A 16,481-nucleotide genomic window follows, 5' to 3' on the forward strand; every position below is an offset into this window, starting at 1 on the left:
CGCTTGGCTTGCGCTAAGGGCGCTAAGGTTAAGGGGCAACGTGGGTGTGGTAGATCTTGCTCACCACGGTCCACTTGCCTTCAACTTTCAGCAGGTTGAAAAAATCGGTGAAGCAGAAGCCGGAGATATCGTTGGTGTCGATGCGAGCACTGGCGGCAGTGCCGACGATATCGATATTGACAATGACGCCCTGGGCTTCAGGCGATGGACGAAACGCGCTGTCGATGATGTCGAACAAGCCCTGGATGGGGCCGCCCGCCAATTTGTGATCGGCATCGACTCCAAAGATGGTCGCCTGCTCGCTGAAGGCCGGTTTCATGATGTTGCTCTTGGCCTGTTTACCACCTTCGTTGTACTGGTTCAGCACATCAACGATGGCGTTGTATTCCTGCACGTAGGTCGGCTTGGTCATGGTGTTTCTCCTGATTTGAGGGGGGAGTGACAAGGCTCGGTCCACGCCGAAACCTGAATTGAGGGGGCCGGTTTCAACCGTTCATTCATGCTTCAACGCTTTCTCGATGGATTGGTTGGCGGCCTTGCGTGCGCAATGAGCGATGCTTAGCAATGCCAGTACCGCTGCCGCCAAACCCATTCCAGTCAGCACGTGGGTTGCATTGCCGGCAGTGGCTTCGCCACTGAGGATGTCGCTGATGCTGGAAACCAGTGACCCCAGATAAACGTACAAAAAAGTGCCTGGCAGCAGCCCGAGCCAGGACGCCAGTAGAAAGTCCCGAGCACTGATACGGCTTGCGCCGAGGGCGTAACTCAGAGGGGCGAAGGGCACGATGGAAGCCAGGCGCAGAAGCAAGACAATTCGAAAGCCATCTCGGGCGAGCGCTCTGTCAATCGCGGCTTGCCGAGGACGAGTTGCCAGTCGTCTCAGTACAAATGGGCGCAAAAAAGTGCGCCCCATGACGAATGCGATCAGTGCCGACGCCATACCGACAGGCGACACAAGCAGAGTCCCCCCTACCGGTCCGTATAAAAATCCGGCAATGGCCGTAAGGGGCGAGGCGGGCACGAAGGCCACTGTTGCCAGCAGGAAGACCAGTGCATATAAGGCGCTGCCTGTTCCGCCCATTGAGCGCAAAGCCTCAACCCATTGGGTGGCTGACTGCATGATCACTTCGATCACACCATCGACTCCGCGCACACCCATAGGTCTACGGTGAATGACATGGCACATTGCAGCATTGGGTGCTCCGACCGCATCCGAACGGCGTTGATATAAAATTTATTTGTAGTGAGCGCTATATATTAGGTTTTATTCTATAGTGATCACTACAGATAGTGTCAAGGCGTTTGATCGCTTCGCTGCATCGTTCTTTGACAAAACGCCTGGATGGACGGGAGAGCGGGGCAGTACGCAGGGGACAATAAGCAAATAAATATGATGTAATACACAGAAATATATTGTTTTTATTGCTGTTTTAAGCCCGTTAGGATCCCTTCAGCAATCAACAACAACTGAAGGGTGGCTTCATGCAATTGCTGGGACATCTGCTGCACGCGGTCAAACCATCACCAACGCTGGCGATCACACGGCAGGCGGCTGAATTGCGCCGCCGAGGTGTTGATGTGATTAGTCTGTCGGCCGGAGAGCCCGACTTTCCGACACCCGACCACATCAATGCAGCGGCAAAGGCTGCGATTGATGCAGGACAAACCCGTTACACCGATGTCGATGGCACCCCGGAGCTCAAGGCGGCGATCGTGCGCAAGTTTCAGCGCGAAAACGGCGTGACCTATGACACCAGTGAAATCAGCGTAGGGACCGGTGGCAAGCAAGTCCTGATCAACGCTTTGCTGGCCACTCTCAATCCGGGAGATGAGGTCATCATTCCCGCACCTTATTGGGTGTCATACCCGGACATGGTCCGCTTGGCGGGGGGGACCCCGGTGGAGGTGAGTTGCCCGGCGGATCAACATTTCAAAATCACGGCAGTTCAGCTCCAGAAGGCCATTACTGCGCGAACCAAGTGGGTGATCCTGAACTCCCCGAGCAATCCAACCGGGGCCGGCTACAGCTCGACTGAACTGAAGGAATTGGGCGCCGTGCTTCTCGGCCATCCGCAGGTCTATGTGCTGACGGATGACATGTATGAGCACCTCAGTTACGACGGCTGGATGTTTTCCACCATGGCTTCGCAGGTGCCGGCGTTACGCGATCGTGTTCTGACAGTAAATGGGGTGTCCAAAGCCTACTCGATGACCGGCTGGCGCATCGGTTACGCCGGCGGGCCAAAGGATTTGATAGCGGCCATGGCAACTATCCAATCCCAAACCACCAGCAATCCCTGCGCGATATCCCAAGCCGCCGCGGTTGCCGCTCTGGATGGCCCGATTGACTTCCTGGCCGAACGCAACGAAGTGTTCCGCCAGCGCAGAGATCTGTGCCTGGATGCCTTCAACGATACTCCCGGCTTGATGTGTCGCCGTCCCGAAGGGGCGTTCTATCTGTTTCCTTCTTGTGCCGGCCTTATCGGGCGCAAGACGCCTGCGGGTGTCGAGCTCACCAATGATGTTGAGGTCAGTCGCTATTTGCTGGAGGCGGCCAGGGTGGCGGTCGTGCCGGGGAGTGCATTTGGTTTGGAGGGGTACTTCCGAATTTCCTTTGCTACCTCCACAGCAGTGCTTGAACACGCTTGTTCGCGGATACGCCAGGCTTGTGACAAGCTCGTCTGATCTGCTTTCCGGATGATACCGAGGCTAGCGCTGAGGCCGAGAGGTTGCCGTTGTCGAAAGAGCAAGCGCTACGAGTATTCCTTGGGTTAGCGAATTGCAGGTAATGGCAGCATGCCGATGGCCGTTGCCGCGATACCTTCCAGGGTTTGTCGTGAAAGTCCATCGTGCGCCTGCAACGACATGCCTTCCAACAGTGTATTCAGCGCGGCGGCAAGGATTAGGGTGTCAACATCAGCCGCCAGTTGCCCATCTTCCACGGCGCGGTCGAGGCGCTGCTGCAGATAGTCCCGACCTTCCTGGCGAAGTGCCTTGAGGGCGTTGGTGATCTCTTGAGCGCTCTCTGACACATTGACACCCGCCAATACGACCATACAGCCGCATGGTGCCTCGGGCTCAGTGACGATCGCAGCAGCGGAATGGAAAAAATCGGTGATGGCACGGTACAGGTCCGGCTCGCTATCCATGCGTTCCCAGGTAGCATCCCAGAATCTGGCCTCGTAATAATTGACCGCTTCGAGGAAGAGCTTTGATTTATTGCCAAAGGCGGCATAGAGGCTTGGCGGGTTGATGCCCATGGCCGTGCATAATTCCGCCACGGAGGCCGGTTCGTATCCGCGTTTCCAGAACACTTCGAGCGCATTAAACAGGGCTTGCTCGCGATCAAAGGCGCGTGGACGTCCTTTTTTAGGGCGCACGGCCAGCGTGGGTATGGGGTCGGTCATTCGTGCGTTGCCTCGATGATGCAGGGCCAATCAGCTGAAGAAACTGCTCAGTTATGGTCTGTAGAATCGAATGATACACAAAAGGCATGGATACCGGCCTTGCTAGCCACTTCATAGCAGACAGTCGATTGGGTTTATCACTCTGTGCTACCGAATGACCACAGCGCGGGTGACGGCTTACGTGTGCGTTACCCCAGTCGGCAACATTTGCCGTTGGCGGTATCCGCGTTCATTGCAATGGTTATGGAAAAGCTGAATGGGCAAGCATTTCCGGCGAGGGCTTTACCTGATCAGAGTTGACTGGGTATTGGGGCTTGTGATCGTTTCGTACTCAGCTTTTGCAGCACGCTTTTAATCTCACCGTTTCAACACAGCAGGCCCGCGCCCCCGATCGTTATCCGTATGTTGTTCCAGCACGCACTGAATACCGCTCAAAAGCGGTATCAGAAGCTTCGCCATATTGTCGGCGACCTGAGTGGGAGCCATTGCCCCCTCTTTTCGATGGAACAGTTGATCTTGAAACGCCAGCCTTAGCTTGGACAAGCTATTGCTGACAGCGGGTTGCCCTATTTTCAAAAGCTCCGACGTTCGGGTAACGCTTTTTTCTCGGTAAAGAGTGGCAAATATCACCAGACAATTGAGGTTGAATTGTGAGAGATATCCGGCGTTGAACGAAGAGGTTGCTGTCTCGCTGGAGACTTTGTCGACCATCCTGTTTCCTTTGTACATGGCGTGAGTCCTGGCTGTCCCGGGGCGGTTGGCACCAGATCCAGGGATTCCGATCCGCCCCGGGCGAATCAAATGGTTGCCATGTCGATGACAAAGCGGTACTTCACATCGCTCTTTTGCATGCGTTGGAACGCCAATTCGATGTCCTTCACTTCGATCATTTCGACATGTGAAGTGATGCCGTGCTCTGCGCAGAAATCGAGCATTTCCTGAGTTTCAGGAATGCCCCCAATCAGCGACCCGGCCAGCTGACGGCGCTGGAAAATCAGATTGGCTACACCAGGCGATGGGTGAGGGCTGTCGGGCACCCCGACCATGGTCATGGTTGCGTCGCGTTTGAGCAGACTCATGAATGCGTCGAGGTCGTGAGGTGCGGCGACGGTGTTTAGGATGAAGTCGAAGCTTTTGGTATGGGCTGCCATTTCTTCAGGATTGCGTGAGACAACGACCTCATCGGCGCCAAGGTCGCGCGCGTCCTGGATTTTGGAGGGGGAGGTTGTAAACGCTACGACATGGGCGCCCATCGCATGAGCCAGTTTTATGCCCATGTGGCCGAGACCACCGATACCGACGATGCCGATTTTCTTGCCGGGCCCCGCCTTCCAGTGGCGAAGTGGAGACCAGGTTGTGATGCCTGCGCAAAGAAGCGGCGCTACCTCCGCCAATTTCGATTCAGGGTGCGTAATCTTCAGCACGAAGTGTTCGTCAACGGTGATGCCATCGGCGTAACCGCCGTAAGTATTTTCGCCACTGCCGTCAAGCCAGCCGTTGTATGTCTGCTGCCAACCATGGGGACCTTCGCAATACTGTTCCAGACCGTCGTCGCAAGATTGGCAATGGCGGCAGCTGCCCACCATGCATCCAACGCCCACGATGTCTCCCACTTGGTGGTTCGAGACTGATGCGCCGATGGCAGACACTCGACCGATGATCTCGTGTCCCGGAACTAGTGGGTAGCGCATTCCAGGCCACTCACCACGCGCGGCGTGCAGATCGGAATGGCAAACGCCGCAGTAGAGAATCTCGATCGCCACATCCCTTTCACCGGTTTGGCGTCGAGGGATGTTGGTCGGGGCCAAGGGCGTCGTGGGCGATTGCGCTGCATAAGCTTTGTATTGCATAGCGAATTCCTGATGCGTCAAAAACGGTACGGCGCCGCGTTGGGCGGCACCAAACGTGAATTCATGGGATGCGTTGGTACGCTATCCTTGGGGGCAATCAGCGAGAGAAGGTGACTTCCGCGGTCCAGTTTTCTTTTGGCTGGCTGTGCAATGTCCAGAATGCTTCAGCGACGCCAAGGGCTTCCTCGGACTCCGGTTTGACGAATGCGGCGACCGTCACGGTTGCGACATGGATGCCTTGGGTTTTGGCCGGTTCAAACAGGCCGAGCGCCAGCGATCGGATACGGCTTTACCCAGGCTCAGAGAAAGAAAGTCAGGATTTGGAGTGGTCCCGAAAAAACCACCGGTCAGCAGCAGGGTCCCGGCGTTGCGACTGTACATCGAGCGCAGGGCCGTCTGAGTGGCGACTAGTGCTCCACCAATGTTCACAGCCAGATCGCTGTTGAAGGTATCGACCGGTTGTTCAGCGACAGTTGCCTGCCGAATGATCGCGGCGTTGTAGTGCAGCACATCCAATGCGCCAAATTGCGCTTCGACCTGGGTCACCAGCGCCGTTACATCCTGTGCATTACCGGCATCAACTTGGCGGGTGTGGGCTTCATAGCCCTGGGATATCAAACGTTCGGCGAGTGCGAGCGTCCTATCCATATTTCGAGCACTGAGCACCACACGATAGCCTTCACGGGCGAAACGTTCGGCTGTCGAAAATCCGATTCCTGGGCCAGTACCGATGCTTAGAAAAGTTTTCATGTGAGTCCTTGATAACGGGGTGACGCGTGTAATCAAGGCTAACAGGTGCACAAAGAGAGATAATTTATGGAATTAGCATTTATATAATGCAAAAAATGCAGGAGTAGTTGCATACCAGTTCACTCGAGCTGACGCTTCCCGGCATATCGGCTCCGTTGGTCGGGCGTGGATGTGATCGTTGAAATAGCTACTAGACGACTGGTCTGTTTGTTATTAGAGTGGCGCCATTATGAAAAAACGTCATTCCGAAACACGCCAACACATCCTGGATATCGCCAGGACGTTGATGACCCATAAAGGCTATACCGGTGTCGGCTTGGCCGAAGTGGTGGCTACAGCACAAGTACCGAAAGGCTCGTTCTACCACTACTTCAAATCCAAGGATGAATTCGGCCAAGCGCTGCTTGAACAGTATTTTGCCGACTACCTCGCGGTAGTCGATTCGCTGCTGGCCGGCACCACCCCGGCAGCTGATCGGTTGCTTGGTTATTTCCATTACTGGGCGCAAACCCAATGTTCAGATTTACCGACTGACAAATGCCTGGTGGTCAAATTAGGCGCTGAGGTGTGTGACCTTTCCGAAGGTATGCGCCTGGTGCTCGACAAAGGGACGCAAGCGGTTCACATGCGGCTGGAGCGCTGCATCGAGCAGGGTCACGCAGATGGCTCGATCACGTCCGCCATTCCTAACTCGACGCTTGCGCAGTCGCTCTATCAGATTTGGCTCGGTGCCTCTTTGATGATGAAGATTGGCAAACGCAGCAGTGCTTTTGAAAACTCTCTAGCCATGGCAAAGCGACTCTTGTCGTAGTCACTTTATTTATCAGTTTACTAGTCGACTGGTCTATTTATTTGAGGTTCACCATGACAGATAACAGTAACCGCACTGACTTGTTCTCTCCCGTCACCATTGGGGCGATGGAACTTGCCAACCGCATCGTAATGGCGCCCGTCACACGCAGCCGCTATGCCGAAGATGGCATTCCCAATGAATTGCACGCCGAGTACTACGCCCAACGGGCCAGTGCAGGCTTGATCGTGGCTGAAGCAACCAATATTTCCGCTCAGGGACGCGGCTACGCTGCGACACCAGGTATCTGGAGCGATGAGCAGGTCGCTGGTTGGAAAAAAGTGACTGACGCAGTGCACGCCGCGGGCGGCAAGATCGTCAGCCAGCTTTGGCATGTGGGCCGGTTTTCCAGCGTGGAGTTGCAGCCATATGGCGCCGCGCCGGTCGCTCCTTCCGCGATCAAGGCCGAAGGCGATACCTATACCGTGAATGGTTTTGTTCCTGTGTCGACGCCTCGGGCTCTCGAAGCCGATGAAATCCCGGGAATCATTGGGCAGTACAAGCGTGCCGCCGAAAATGCCAAACGCGCTGGTTTTGATGGCGTAGAGGTTCACTCAGCCAACAGTTATTTGCTGGATCAATTCCTGCGTGATTCGACTAATCACCGCACCGATCAATATGGCGGGTCGATCGAGAACCGCGCGCGCCTCACCCTGGAAGTGACCGAAGAGATCGTCAAAATCTGGGGCAATGAACGCGTGGGCATTCGCTTGTCGCCCGTCACGCCCGATGCCGGCAACACGCCGCCAGACAGCAACGTGATGGCGATGTATGGCTACCTCATTCAGCAATTGAACAAATTCGACCTCGCTTACCTGCACTTCGTCGAGGGTGCTACCGCGACTTCCCGTGAGGTGCCAGCGGGCGTGGATATGGACGCTCTGAGCGCACAGTTCACGGGTCCATTCATTGGCAACAACAACTACGACCTGGAAATGGCGATCGAGCGTCGAGCGCAGGGCACGATCGACGCGGTTGCCTTCGGCCGTCTGTTCATTTCCAACCCTGACCTGGTCGAACGCCTGCGTCGTGGTGCCGAGCTCACCATTGCACCGCGTGAGTCGTTCTACGGCGGTGGAGCCAAGGGCTACACCGACTGGCCTGTCGGCAACTACTGATTAATAACCGACACCCGCGATACCCCAACCCACTGCCCGACACGTGCGGGCAGTCACTATCGAGAGGAACTCCCATGAACTATTTGCAAAACAAGACAGCCATCATCACTGGCGCATCTTCAGGTCTGGGTGCTGCTTCGGCTCGCGCCCTGTCCGCGAAAGGCGTTCGAGTTGTCGCAGCTGCGTTGGATCAAGAAGGTCTGGATGCCATTGTGAGCGAGCTGAAAGCGAACGGTGGTGAGGCGGTGGGTCGTGTCAGCGACGTCACCAGTCTGGAAGATATGAAGGCGTTGGCTCAGTTCGCTCAAGACTCCTTCGGTTCGGTAGACATCCTGATCAACAATGCCGGCCTGATGCTGTTTTCCACTTGGGTGGACCTGGCCGTCGATGATTGGGAAAAGATGATCAACGTGAACATCAAGGGTTACCTGAATGGCGTCGCGGCTGTGCTGCCGTTCATGCTGAAACAGAAGTCTGGTCAGATCCTGAACATGGATTCCGTAGCGGGCCACCAAGTGGGTCCTTCGGCTGGCGTATACAGCGCGACCAAATTCTTCGTTCAGGCAATGACTGAGTCGATGCGCAAGGAACTGGGTGTCCACCACGGAATTCGGGTTAACACCGTTAGCCCGGGTGTGACCAATACCGGTTGGGCAGACAAAGTTACCGATCCAGCAGGGCGCAAGGCTGCCCAAGAGCTGAACAAGATTGCCATCGCACCTGACGATATTGGTAAAGCGGTGGTTTATGCCCTGGACCAGCCTGCAAACGTCACCGTCAACGAGGTGATCATTTCGCCTAGCCGCCAGGATTGGTAAGCAGAACCCAGCAACACCTACCAAGCCCGGACACGCGATGCACGGTGTCCGGGTGCTACAGGATCTTTCCTGTCTCCCCCCGTAAAAACAATGAGACCTTTCAATGACACACCGTATTTTGATTGTCGGCGGTGGCGCTGGCGGTCTGGAGCTTGCGACGCGCCTGGGCAAGACCCTGGGCAAGCGTGGCGCTGTTCACATCACCCTTGTCGACGCCAACCTGACCCATATTTGGAAGCCTCTGTTGCATGAAGTGGCCGCCGGTTCACTGAACGCTCACGACGACGAGCTGAACTACGTGGCCCAGGCCAAGTGGAATCACTTCCAGTTCCAACTTGGCCGCATGAGCGGGCTCGACCGTACCGCCAAGCAAATCCAGCTATCGGCTACCCTCGACGAAGCCGGGCATGAGCTGGTGCCGGAACGTTCCCTGAACTACGACACTCTGGTCATCGCCGTGGGCAGCAACACCAACGACTTCGGCACCGTGGGTGCTGCGCAGCACTGCCTGTTCCTTGACTCGCGTGAACAGGCCGAGCGCTTCCATCAGCAGTTGCTCAACCATTATCTGCGCGCCCACGCGGGGAGTGAAAACGAGAACATCAGCGTGGCTATTGTCGGTGCGGGTGCAACCGGTGTGGAATTGGCTGCCGAACTGCACAACGCTGCTCATGAGTTGGCTGCTTATGGTTTAGATCGCATTAAGCCGCAGGACATGCGCATCACCTTGATCGAGGCCGGATCGCGAGTGCTCCCGGCGCTGCCGAATCGCATCAGTACGCCAGTGCACCAAACCCTTGAAAAACTCGGCGTGAGGGTGATGACGAACGCTACAGTCAGTGAAGTCACCGCCGAGCATCTCAAGACCCGTAACGGCGATGTGATTGAGGCCGGCCTGAAGGTTTGGGCTGCTGGCATTCGGGCGCCGTCCTTCCTCAAGAATATCGACGGCCTGGAGACCAATCGCATCAACCAACTGCTGGTACGCCCGACCTTGCAGACCACACTTGACGACAATATCTTCGCTTTCGGTGACTGTGCGGCGTGCCCACAGCCTGGCAGTGAGCAAAACGTACCGCCCCGGGCTCAAGCCGCTCACCAACAGGCGTCGATGCTCTCCAAGAGCCTGAAAGCCCGGCTACAAGGTAAGCCAATGCCGACCTACGAGTACAAGGACTACGGCTCATTGGTTTCTCTATCTCGCTTCTCGGCGGTGGGTAACCTGATGGGTAATTTGACCGGCAGCGTAATGCTCGAAGGATGGTTGGCGCGGGTGTTTTATGCGTCGTTGTACCGCATGCACCAGGCCGCTTTGTATGGCCTGTTCCCGACCCTGTTGCTGATGTTGGGCAATCGGATTGGTCGAGGGACTGAGCCGCGGTTGAAGCTGCACTAGGCTGTAACGATGTTTAAGCGCAGCGCCACTCGGGCGTTGCGCTCATTCACCCTATTAGTGCGGTGATCCGACAGGGGCGGGCGCTTGCTCGGGAATTTACTTCCCGTCGATATTCACCGCTTCACCGATTGCGTAAAAGTGCCCTCCTGCAATGTAGTGCAGGCTACGAAAATCCGGGTTGGCGGTTTCATAGTGCCAGTGCCCGTCCTTGAAGACACGTGTGTCTGCCCAGGCACCAACGACCTCGCCGATAAACAAATCATAAGTCGTCTGGTTGTGTGGCTCGGGTAACAGCTTGCATGCAAGCCAAGCGGAGCAGCCTGCAACGAATGGCACGTTAAAACTATTGATGTCGAACATCTCTGCACCGCAATGAGCAAGCTTGTCGGGATCATTGAACAGGCTTGAGCTGCCGACGTCGCTCGTCAGTTTGAGCTGTGCCACGGTCGGGACCTGGACAACGAATACGCCACTGCGCTCTACCAGCTCACGGGTTTTGGTCATCTTGTCCAAAACCACGGTCACTTTTGGCGGTGAAAAGTCGAGTGCGCAGGCCCACGCGGCGGTCATGACGTTCTTCATACCCTCATTTTGAGCGGATACAAGTATGGTCGGGCCGTGATTGATGAGCCTGTATGCCTTTTCCAGAGGCACGGCGGCAATGTGTTCGTCCATTTCAATTCCTAAATCAATGCCCCGATCCCATCGCTGGACCGGGGCAGGGTGAGTTCATGCGGAGGTCGATTCTGCGCAACCTGAAACAAATACGTTTCTCATAACCCTCATCCTGATGGGCTGCGTGTCATAACTTTTTGGGGTTCGGTATGCCCATAGACGGTATAACGAACCGCCAGTGGAAACGCTCCAGACATGACTACGAAAGATGTGTTGGTCAGGGCAACTACGGTTAACTTGGTCACGGGGTTGAGGTGCCAAGTGTGTCCATAGATACCACCCCATTGCAGCGTACCCTGTCCCTGAGGTGAGTCGGATTGGCTCGCGTCGGCGAGCACGGCCTAGCCAGAGCCGAATCCCCAAATCGGCCCCTAGGTCTGCGTTTGCACGCCGACTTGGTCTCTCACGATGATGCAGGGGGCTCTACCAACCGTTAAACGGATGCGCAAGGCCGAACCCTATGTGAAGCGATAGCTACCTATAACGCTAATATTCTATAGCGATCACTACATATAGTGTCAAGAATTCTGATTGCGTCGCGGCGGTCAAGCTCTCGACACCGTTGAAACAATCCTTGCCGATCAACTCGCGAGTAGATGCCGCGATCCGCGACCTTGCTGTTAAATTAGATAAAATGAAAACGCGACAAATATCGGGTTGCCTGACAAAAGACTGTCGGTAGTGATCGATTTCAGCAGGCAAGAATTGATAACTTATATTTGTGTAGATTATAAATAATTATTGTTTTTTTTATTTGTTAGTGCTCGGTAAGGTTCCACCTTCGCGTAAATAAGCTGCTACCACCGCCAGCGCCGCATCCCTCTACGCAATGCTCTTGCAAAAAAGACTTAATAAAATTCTGGAGTGTAGATGAGCGTCAAACAGAAATTGACCTGGGCGTTTGTTGTCATCGCCTGCCTTCCCATCTGCGTGGTCGCGACGCTCGTTGTCATGAATCTGCGCACTGAAGCAATCGACAGTTTTATAGATGGCAGTAACCGTGAAATCCGTCAGGTCGACAATGCCATGCAGTTGTACTTTGAAGGTATCGGCCAGAACGTCGAGTATCTCGCCTCCCAACCGCTACTGAAAGACACTGACGGCAGCCTTAAAAACTATACCGGCGCGAACGCCGCTGATATCCCGCAAGGCGCGCTAGATAAGCACGTCTTTGCGTTCTATGCGCACTTGGCCAGTAGCCACCCGGCGTACTCCAATATTATTTTCGGCAACAGTGCCGGAGGCTTCGTTTCCTGGCCGGACAATCCGAAGCGTGCCAGTTACGATCCTCGTGAGCGCCCTTGGTACAAGTCCGCGCAGAGTAATCCTGGCAAGACCGTGCGCACCGACGCGTACTACTTCGCCCCTAAAGATGCCGTCTATGTCAGTGTCGTTCGTAGTATTGATACCCAACTGGGTAGCAACAGCGGCGTGATCAGTATCGACGTGTCGCTCCAGCAGCTCACTGAAATAATCAAACAAATCAAACTCGGTGAAAGCGGCTATCTGATGCTCGTCGAGCGCGATGGCAAGGTATTGGTAGACCCCCAACAGCCAGGGAACAACTTCAAGAATCTAGCGGAAATCGGCGAGGGGTACGAACAGTTGGCTAAGGCCGGCAAAGGCGTGGTTGAAGTCGAACTGAATGGCGAGCATTACATGGCCAATGTTTGGCCTTCCGAGCGATTGGGCTGGAGCTTCGTCGGCCTGATCAAGCACGAGGAGGTCATGAGCTCCGCGACCCAACTTGCCTGGTTGATCGCCTTGATTGCTGGGGTGCTGGCGCTTGTGTTTGCCCTGGTCGGGGCCAGCTTTGCTGGCTTGATTGTTCGACCGATTCGCAGCGTCGCCAGCGGTTTGCAGGGCATCGCCCAAGGTGAGGGGGATCTAACGCAGAACCTGCAAGTGCGCGGGAACGACGAAACCGCGCAGTTGGCTAGCTGGTTTAACCAGTTCCTGGCCGCCATCCGCGGCCTGATCCACAGCATCGGCCAGGCTGCGAAAAATATCCTCGCTACTTCACGTAGTTCGACCCAGGTCTCCAGCGACATGGCTGAAGCCGCCGGGCGTCAACGTGAGGCAGTGGACATGGTCTCGACTGCGTTCCATGAAATGGTCGCCACCGCGAATGAAATTGCGCGTTCCTGTAGCCAAGCCGCCGACTCAGCCGACAGCGGTTGGCTAAAGGCCCGCGAGGGGCAGCAACAGATTGATGCAGCGGTCAGCAGCGTCGATCAACTGAGCCTGGAAATCGGAAAGTCCGCTCAGTCGATGCAGCAACTGGAGCTTGACAGCAATGACATCCAGTCGATCCTCGGGACGATTCGTTCGATCGCCGAGCAGACCAACCTGCTGGCGCTCAACGCCGCCATCGAGGCGGCCCGTGCTGGCGAGCAGGGGCGTGGATTTGCCGTGGTCGCTGATGAAGTCCGTGCGCTGGCCAAGCGCACTGCCGACTCTACTGCAGAGATCGACGGTTTGCTAGGCAACCTGGCCAAACGCACTGGTGTTGTCACCCACCAAATGCGCGCCAGCCTGGAGGTTTCGCAACAGTCGGTTAATCGTATCGGCGTGGCGCGGACCAGCTTCGGACAGATCCGGGATTCTGTGGACGTGATTAGGGACATGAACACTCAAATCGCCACTGCTGCCGAAGAGCAGCATCAGGTAGCCGAAGGTATCAACATGCACATTAGTCAGATTCATGAAGATGCACAGCGGGTGGCCGAATTAGCGGAATCTGCGCGACTTAACTCCGATGGTTTGGCTGGACTCTCCAGTGAGTTGGACAGCTTGGTACGACGTTTTCGGACTTGATAAAACTCAGTAAAGCCCGTTTACAGATTTCGACTTCATAAATAAATTAAACCCCTCGTTTATGCACCTGCACGCATTTGCTCGAGTTCTCTGTGAAATGCTTTGTCCTGAATTGTGAGTTTGCTGATGTATGGCTTTCGTTCAGGTACAGGTTTGGCGGCATAGGTGATCACTGCGTCTAGGTCGTGCTGCAGTTTCTCTTGGACTTGCGATTCCAGCATCGCACGTAGCGCGTCTTCGTCGGGACAGTGAAGCAATTTGGTACTCCTAGTTGGCAGTCAGGAGCTGAGTGTTCGATTGGAGCATTGCCAGGATGGTGAGCGAGGGATCGTCGCTATAGATTGTTGAATCGCAATATTGGGTTTAAAGGCAAACAAGCATGGTGCCTACCAAGCATTAGCAGAAACTGCCTGTGGCGAATGACGTTATCAAGTGTGAAAAAGTAAGACTCTCAAATCTCAAGGCATTTTTTAACGCGCTTGGGTTGATTGGTAGTACTCCGAGGTGGAGTAGGGCGTTGTTTACGAAAAACACATTGATCCCGGCGGTTGAGCCCATGTGCGGTCTTTTTTTAGGTGTAGTCTGTAGGCGATTTACCGTGCAGAAAAAATCGTCGGACACTATCAGACTCCGGGCTGCTGGACCGTGCACTGCGTGTACGAGGAGAAAAACATGACGATAACTTTAAGTTTTTTGACGCGCCAGTGGGCATTGTATTTACCACCGATCGATCCATGGAGCAGGGCTCTTGGCTCGCCTTCGGCATGTTTCTACAAAATGTGATGCTGATGGCCCGAACGTTCGATCTAGATACCTGCCCGCAAGCCGCATTCAACAAATACCATCGACTGATATTCAAGCATCTGAATTTGCCGAGCGATCAGAAGATGGTGTGCTTCATGAGCTTGGGATATGCAGATAACACCAAGGTAGAGAACACGCTCACAAGCAAGCGGGTGCCGGTGGAAGGCTTTGTCTGGCTTTACTTCTGAAGTTTGTAAAACTCTTGGAGAGGCATATTCGTCCGGCCTAGTTATCTACCCAGCTCTGCGAAGTCAAGACATGGTGGGCACATAAATTTAAGTGGGGACCCGTTCTAGTCTTTTAAGCGGGTGTTTGATGCAGCCATAACGCTGTTCCTGCTCGAAATCCTTCACGGCCCAGGTCGTTCAATAGTGTGTCCAGCCCGGCGCTTCGATTGCCAGCGTCGCACTGCGACACAGAATCAAGCCAGAGATTCAAACTGGTCGTCATCGATCGCAGAGCGCCTGAGTTCCAAGATCGTGTGCTCGTGCACAGCTCCCCACTCTCGCATAGCACTCACCAAAGGCGCGAGAGAGTTACCTAATTCTGTGAGCGAATACTCCACCTTGGGCGGCACCTCGCGATAGATTTCGCGATGAATAACCCCATCAGTCTCCAACTCTCTCAGCTGGAGTGTCAGCATCCTCTGAGTGATATCTGGTATTAGGCGTCGCAGCTCGTTGAAGCGCTTCGTTCCGGACATCAGGTGGAACAATATAAGCGATTTCCATTTTCCACCAATGACATCGACGGTAAATGCGACGGGACAAGCGAACGCCTCAATTTCACCCTGAGGGATACATTTTTTCACTTTAATCTCCATGGTATACAAAGTGTGCCTACAGCACAAAATTGTGCGTACTTACGCATATGTGCTGTGTACGTTAGCATCATTCCGTATCGATCACTATGGAATGTTCTAGATGAGCTTGCTGTTATCCCCCTACGAAATTAAAGGCCTCAAACTGAAAAACCGGGTTGTCATGTCGCCCATGTGCATGCACATGGCTGCCGATGACGGCTTTATCACTGATTGGCACCGAGTTCATTATGGTGCTCGCGCTTTAGGTCAGGCGGGGCTGATTTTTCCCGAAACGATGGCTGTCCACGCTGATGGTCGCATCGGGCCCGGTGACCTCGGCATCTGGAGTGATGAGCACGTTACTGGCTTGAAGGCGCTGACTGAACTGCTTCACAGCTTCGGTGCAAAAGCCGGTGCTCAGATTGGCCATGCGGGACGCAATGCTGACCTGCCCAATCTCATTCACATCGCGCCATCGGCGATTCCGTTCACGGAAACCAGTTCTGTTCCCCGCGAACTCGCGGCTGATGAAATTCCGGGTTTGGTGAAGCTCTATGGCGATGCTGCCCGCCGCGCCAAAAATGCCGGATTCGATGTACTCGAGATCCATGCCGCGCACGGTTACTTGCTGAGTGAGTTTCTTTCACCATTGGCCAATACGCGCGACGACGAGTATGGCGGTGATGCCAAACGTCGCTATCGCTTCCTGCGCGAAGTCTTGGAGGAAGTCAAAAAGCATTGGGGAGATCGTCCTCTATTCGTTCGGATATCTAGCTCTGATTACGCCGAAGGTGGAAACACGCCTGAATCGTTCCTTGAATATGGTCGTTGGATGAAAGAGCAGGGTGTCGACCTAATCGACTGCAGTTCCGGTGGAATCAAGATGGTAAAGGTGCAGACCTACCCAGGTTACCAAGTACCTGCGGCGGAATTACTGCGTAAGGAGCTGCACATTGCCACGGGGGCTGTGGGTGTGATCCAGAGCGGGCGCCAAGCCGAAGAAATTTTGCAAAACGGCCGAGCTGATCTGGTGTTTATAGGGCGGCAAATGCTTCGCGATCCATTCTGGGTGCGCACCGCAGCAGATGATCTGAGGGAAATCATAGAGATTCCTGAGGCCTACACACGCTATGGATCTGTCTGGCTTGATACCAAAGCCTGAAGCTTTTCTGCGTAAATCAAATCAGTAATCAA

General features: G+C 54.8%; 15 protein-coding genes and 3 pseudogenes. 10 read left to right on the forward strand and 8 right to left on the reverse strand.

Going from position 1 to position 16,481, the window contains the following annotated elements; all coding sequences use genetic code 11:
- Positions 1 to 28 precede the first annotated feature (28 nt).
- Both QMK54_RS10655 and QMK54_RS10660 read right to left on the reverse strand, forming a co-directional pair.
- Positions 29 to 412, reverse strand: coding sequence for a nuclear transport factor 2 family protein (locus QMK54_RS10655; protein WP_223508401.1), 384 nt, complete (start codon positions 410 to 412; stop codon positions 29 to 31).
- An 81-nt stretch (positions 413 to 493) separates the two neighbouring features.
- Positions 494 to 1,135, reverse strand: a complete 642-nt coding sequence (locus tag QMK54_RS10660; protein WP_223508402.1) for a TVP38/TMEM64 family protein — start codon at positions 1,133 to 1,135, stop codon at positions 494 to 496.
- A 347-nt stretch (positions 1,136 to 1,482) separates the two neighbouring features.
- Here QMK54_RS10660 and QMK54_RS10665 point away from each other — a divergent pair, with 347 nt between their 5' ends.
- Positions 1,483 to 2,685 carry a pyridoxal phosphate-dependent aminotransferase gene (locus tag QMK54_RS10665; protein ID WP_223508403.1) on the forward strand — a complete coding sequence of 401 codons (1,203 nt, stop codon included), beginning with the start codon at positions 1,483 to 1,485 and terminating at the stop codon, positions 2,683 to 2,685.
- Between the two features lie 86 nt (positions 2,686 to 2,771).
- Here QMK54_RS10665 and QMK54_RS10670 read toward each other — a convergent pair whose 3' ends face one another.
- Positions 2,772 to 3,407 (reverse strand): TetR/AcrR family transcriptional regulator, encoded by a 636-nt coding sequence (locus tag QMK54_RS10670; protein ID WP_223508404.1) that lies wholly within the window; start codon positions 3,405 to 3,407, stop codon positions 2,772 to 2,774.
- Positions 3,408 to 3,581: 174 nt separating this feature from the next.
- Here QMK54_RS10670 and QMK54_RS10675 point away from each other — a divergent pair.
- Positions 3,582 to 3,707: pseudogene (locus QMK54_RS10675) on the forward strand (LysR family transcriptional regulator); the annotation flags it as partial.
- 57 nt (positions 3,708 to 3,764) lie between these two features.
- Here QMK54_RS10675 and QMK54_RS10680 read toward each other — a convergent pair.
- The 3 genes from QMK54_RS10680 to QMK54_RS10690 form a co-directional block, all read right to left on the reverse strand.
- Entirely contained in the window at positions 3,765 to 4,118 is a 354-nt protein-coding gene (locus tag QMK54_RS10680; protein WP_320402474.1) for a LysR family transcriptional regulator, read from the reverse strand.
- Positions 4,119 to 4,204: 86 nt separating this feature from the next.
- Positions 4,205 to 5,257 carry an NAD(P)-dependent alcohol dehydrogenase gene (locus QMK54_RS10685; RefSeq protein WP_320402475.1) on the reverse strand — a complete coding sequence of 351 codons (1,053 nt, stop codon included), beginning with the start codon at positions 5,255 to 5,257 and terminating at the stop codon, positions 4,205 to 4,207.
- A gap of 216 nt (positions 5,258 to 5,473) precedes the next feature.
- A complete protein-coding gene (locus QMK54_RS10690; protein ID WP_223508407.1) occupies positions 5,474 to 6,007 on the reverse strand; it encodes an SDR family oxidoreductase in 534 nt (177 codons plus the stop codon).
- A 229-nt stretch (positions 6,008 to 6,236) separates the two neighbouring features.
- Between QMK54_RS10690 and QMK54_RS10695 the strand changes: the two genes are divergently transcribed.
- The 4 genes from QMK54_RS10695 to QMK54_RS10710 all read left to right on the forward strand — a co-directional run bounded on the left by QMK54_RS10695 (position 6,237) and on the right by QMK54_RS10710 (position 10,189).
- On the forward strand, positions 6,237 to 6,818 hold the full coding sequence (locus tag QMK54_RS10695; RefSeq protein ID WP_223508408.1) for a TetR/AcrR family transcriptional regulator: 582 nt from the start codon (positions 6,237 to 6,239) through the stop codon (positions 6,816 to 6,818).
- A gap of 53 nt (positions 6,819 to 6,871) precedes the next feature.
- Positions 6,872 to 7,975, forward strand: coding sequence for an alkene reductase (locus tag QMK54_RS10700; RefSeq protein ID WP_223508409.1), 1,104 nt, complete (start codon positions 6,872 to 6,874; stop codon positions 7,973 to 7,975).
- Between the two features lie 74 nt (positions 7,976 to 8,049).
- Positions 8,050 to 8,793 carry an SDR family oxidoreductase gene (locus QMK54_RS10705; protein ID WP_320402476.1) on the forward strand — a complete coding sequence of 248 codons (744 nt, stop codon included), beginning with the start codon at positions 8,050 to 8,052 and terminating at the stop codon, positions 8,791 to 8,793.
- Positions 8,794 to 8,896: 103 nt separating this feature from the next.
- Positions 8,897 to 10,189: an NAD(P)/FAD-dependent oxidoreductase gene (locus tag QMK54_RS10710; protein WP_223508411.1), complete on the forward strand. Its 1,293-nt coding sequence runs from the start codon at positions 8,897 to 8,899 to the stop codon at positions 10,187 to 10,189.
- A gap of 96 nt (positions 10,190 to 10,285) precedes the next feature.
- On the opposite strand, the gene QMK54_RS10715 is transcribed toward QMK54_RS10710, so the two are convergent.
- On the reverse strand, positions 10,286 to 10,864 hold the full coding sequence (locus QMK54_RS10715; protein ID WP_223508412.1) for a flavin reductase family protein: 579 nt from the start codon (positions 10,862 to 10,864) through the stop codon (positions 10,286 to 10,288).
- A 1,026-nt stretch (positions 10,865 to 11,890) separates the two neighbouring features.
- On the opposite strand from QMK54_RS10715, the pseudogene QMK54_RS31185 reads away from it, so the two are divergent.
- From QMK54_RS31185 to QMK54_RS10725, 3 genes and pseudogenes are all read left to right on the forward strand, one after another.
- Positions 11,891 to 12,823, forward strand: a pseudogene (locus QMK54_RS31185) (cache domain-containing protein); the annotation flags it as partial.
- Positions 12,824 to 13,084: 261 nt separating this feature from the next.
- Positions 13,085 to 13,681 (forward strand): annotated as a pseudogene (locus QMK54_RS31190) (methyl-accepting chemotaxis protein); the annotation flags it as partial.
- Positions 13,682 to 14,331: 650 nt separating this feature from the next.
- The gene (locus tag QMK54_RS10725; RefSeq protein WP_223508424.1) at positions 14,332 to 14,673 is read left to right on the forward strand and encodes a nitroreductase; all 342 of its coding nucleotides are present in this window, start codon (positions 14,332 to 14,334) and stop codon (positions 14,671 to 14,673) included.
- A 233-nt stretch (positions 14,674 to 14,906) separates the two neighbouring features.
- On the opposite strand, the gene QMK54_RS10730 is transcribed toward QMK54_RS10725, so the two are convergent.
- On the reverse strand, positions 14,907 to 15,296 hold the full coding sequence (locus QMK54_RS10730) for a winged helix-turn-helix transcriptional regulator (RefSeq protein ID WP_223508414.1): 390 nt from the start codon (positions 15,294 to 15,296) through the stop codon (positions 14,907 to 14,909).
- 112 nt (positions 15,297 to 15,408) lie between these two features.
- Between QMK54_RS10730 and namA the strand changes: the two genes are divergently transcribed.
- On the forward strand, positions 15,409 to 16,449 hold the full coding sequence (namA, locus tag QMK54_RS10735; protein WP_223508415.1) for an NADPH dehydrogenase NamA: 1,041 nt from the start codon (positions 15,409 to 15,411) through the stop codon (positions 16,447 to 16,449).
- Positions 16,450 to 16,481 lie beyond the last annotated feature (32 nt).

This window comes from Pseudomonas sp. P5_109 (assembly GCF_034009455.1).
GTDB lineage: Bacteria > Pseudomonadota > Gammaproteobacteria > Pseudomonadales > Pseudomonadaceae > Aquipseudomonas.

Excerpts from the sequence above, each read along its gene's own strand:
- QMK54_RS10655 (WP_223508401.1), bottom strand. The coding sequence starts at position 412 with ATGACCAAGCCGACCTACGTGCAGGAATACAACGCCATCGTTGATGTG.
- QMK54_RS10665 (WP_223508403.1), top strand. The coding sequence starts at position 1,483 with ATGCAATTGCTGGGACATCTGCTGCACGCGGTCAAACCATCACCAACG.
- QMK54_RS10670 (WP_223508404.1), bottom strand. The coding sequence starts at position 3,407 with ATGACCGACCCCATACCCACGCTGGCCGTGCGCCCTAAAAAAGGACGT.
- QMK54_RS10680 (WP_320402474.1), bottom strand. The coding sequence starts at position 4,118 with ATGGTCGACAAAGTCTCCAGCGAGACAGCAACCTCTTCGTTCAACGCC.
- QMK54_RS10685 (WP_320402475.1), bottom strand. The coding sequence starts at position 5,257 with ATGCAATACAAAGCTTATGCAGCGCAATCGCCCACGACGCCCTTGGCC.
- QMK54_RS10690 (WP_223508407.1), bottom strand. The coding sequence starts at position 6,007 with ATGAAAACTTTTCTAAGCATCGGTACTGGCCCAGGAATCGGATTTTCG.
- QMK54_RS10695 (WP_223508408.1), top strand. The coding sequence starts at position 6,237 with ATGAAAAAACGTCATTCCGAAACACGCCAACACATCCTGGATATCGCC.
- QMK54_RS10700 (WP_223508409.1), top strand. The coding sequence starts at position 6,872 with ATGACAGATAACAGTAACCGCACTGACTTGTTCTCTCCCGTCACCATT.
- QMK54_RS10705 (WP_320402476.1), top strand. The coding sequence starts at position 8,050 with ATGAACTATTTGCAAAACAAGACAGCCATCATCACTGGCGCATCTTCA.
- QMK54_RS10710 (WP_223508411.1), top strand. The coding sequence starts at position 8,897 with ATGACACACCGTATTTTGATTGTCGGCGGTGGCGCTGGCGGTCTGGAG.
- QMK54_RS10715 (WP_223508412.1), bottom strand. The coding sequence starts at position 10,864 with ATGGACGAACACATTGCCGCCGTGCCTCTGGAAAAGGCATACAGGCTC.
- namA (WP_223508415.1), top strand. The coding sequence starts at position 15,409 with ATGAGCTTGCTGTTATCCCCCTACGAAATTAAAGGCCTCAAACTGAAA.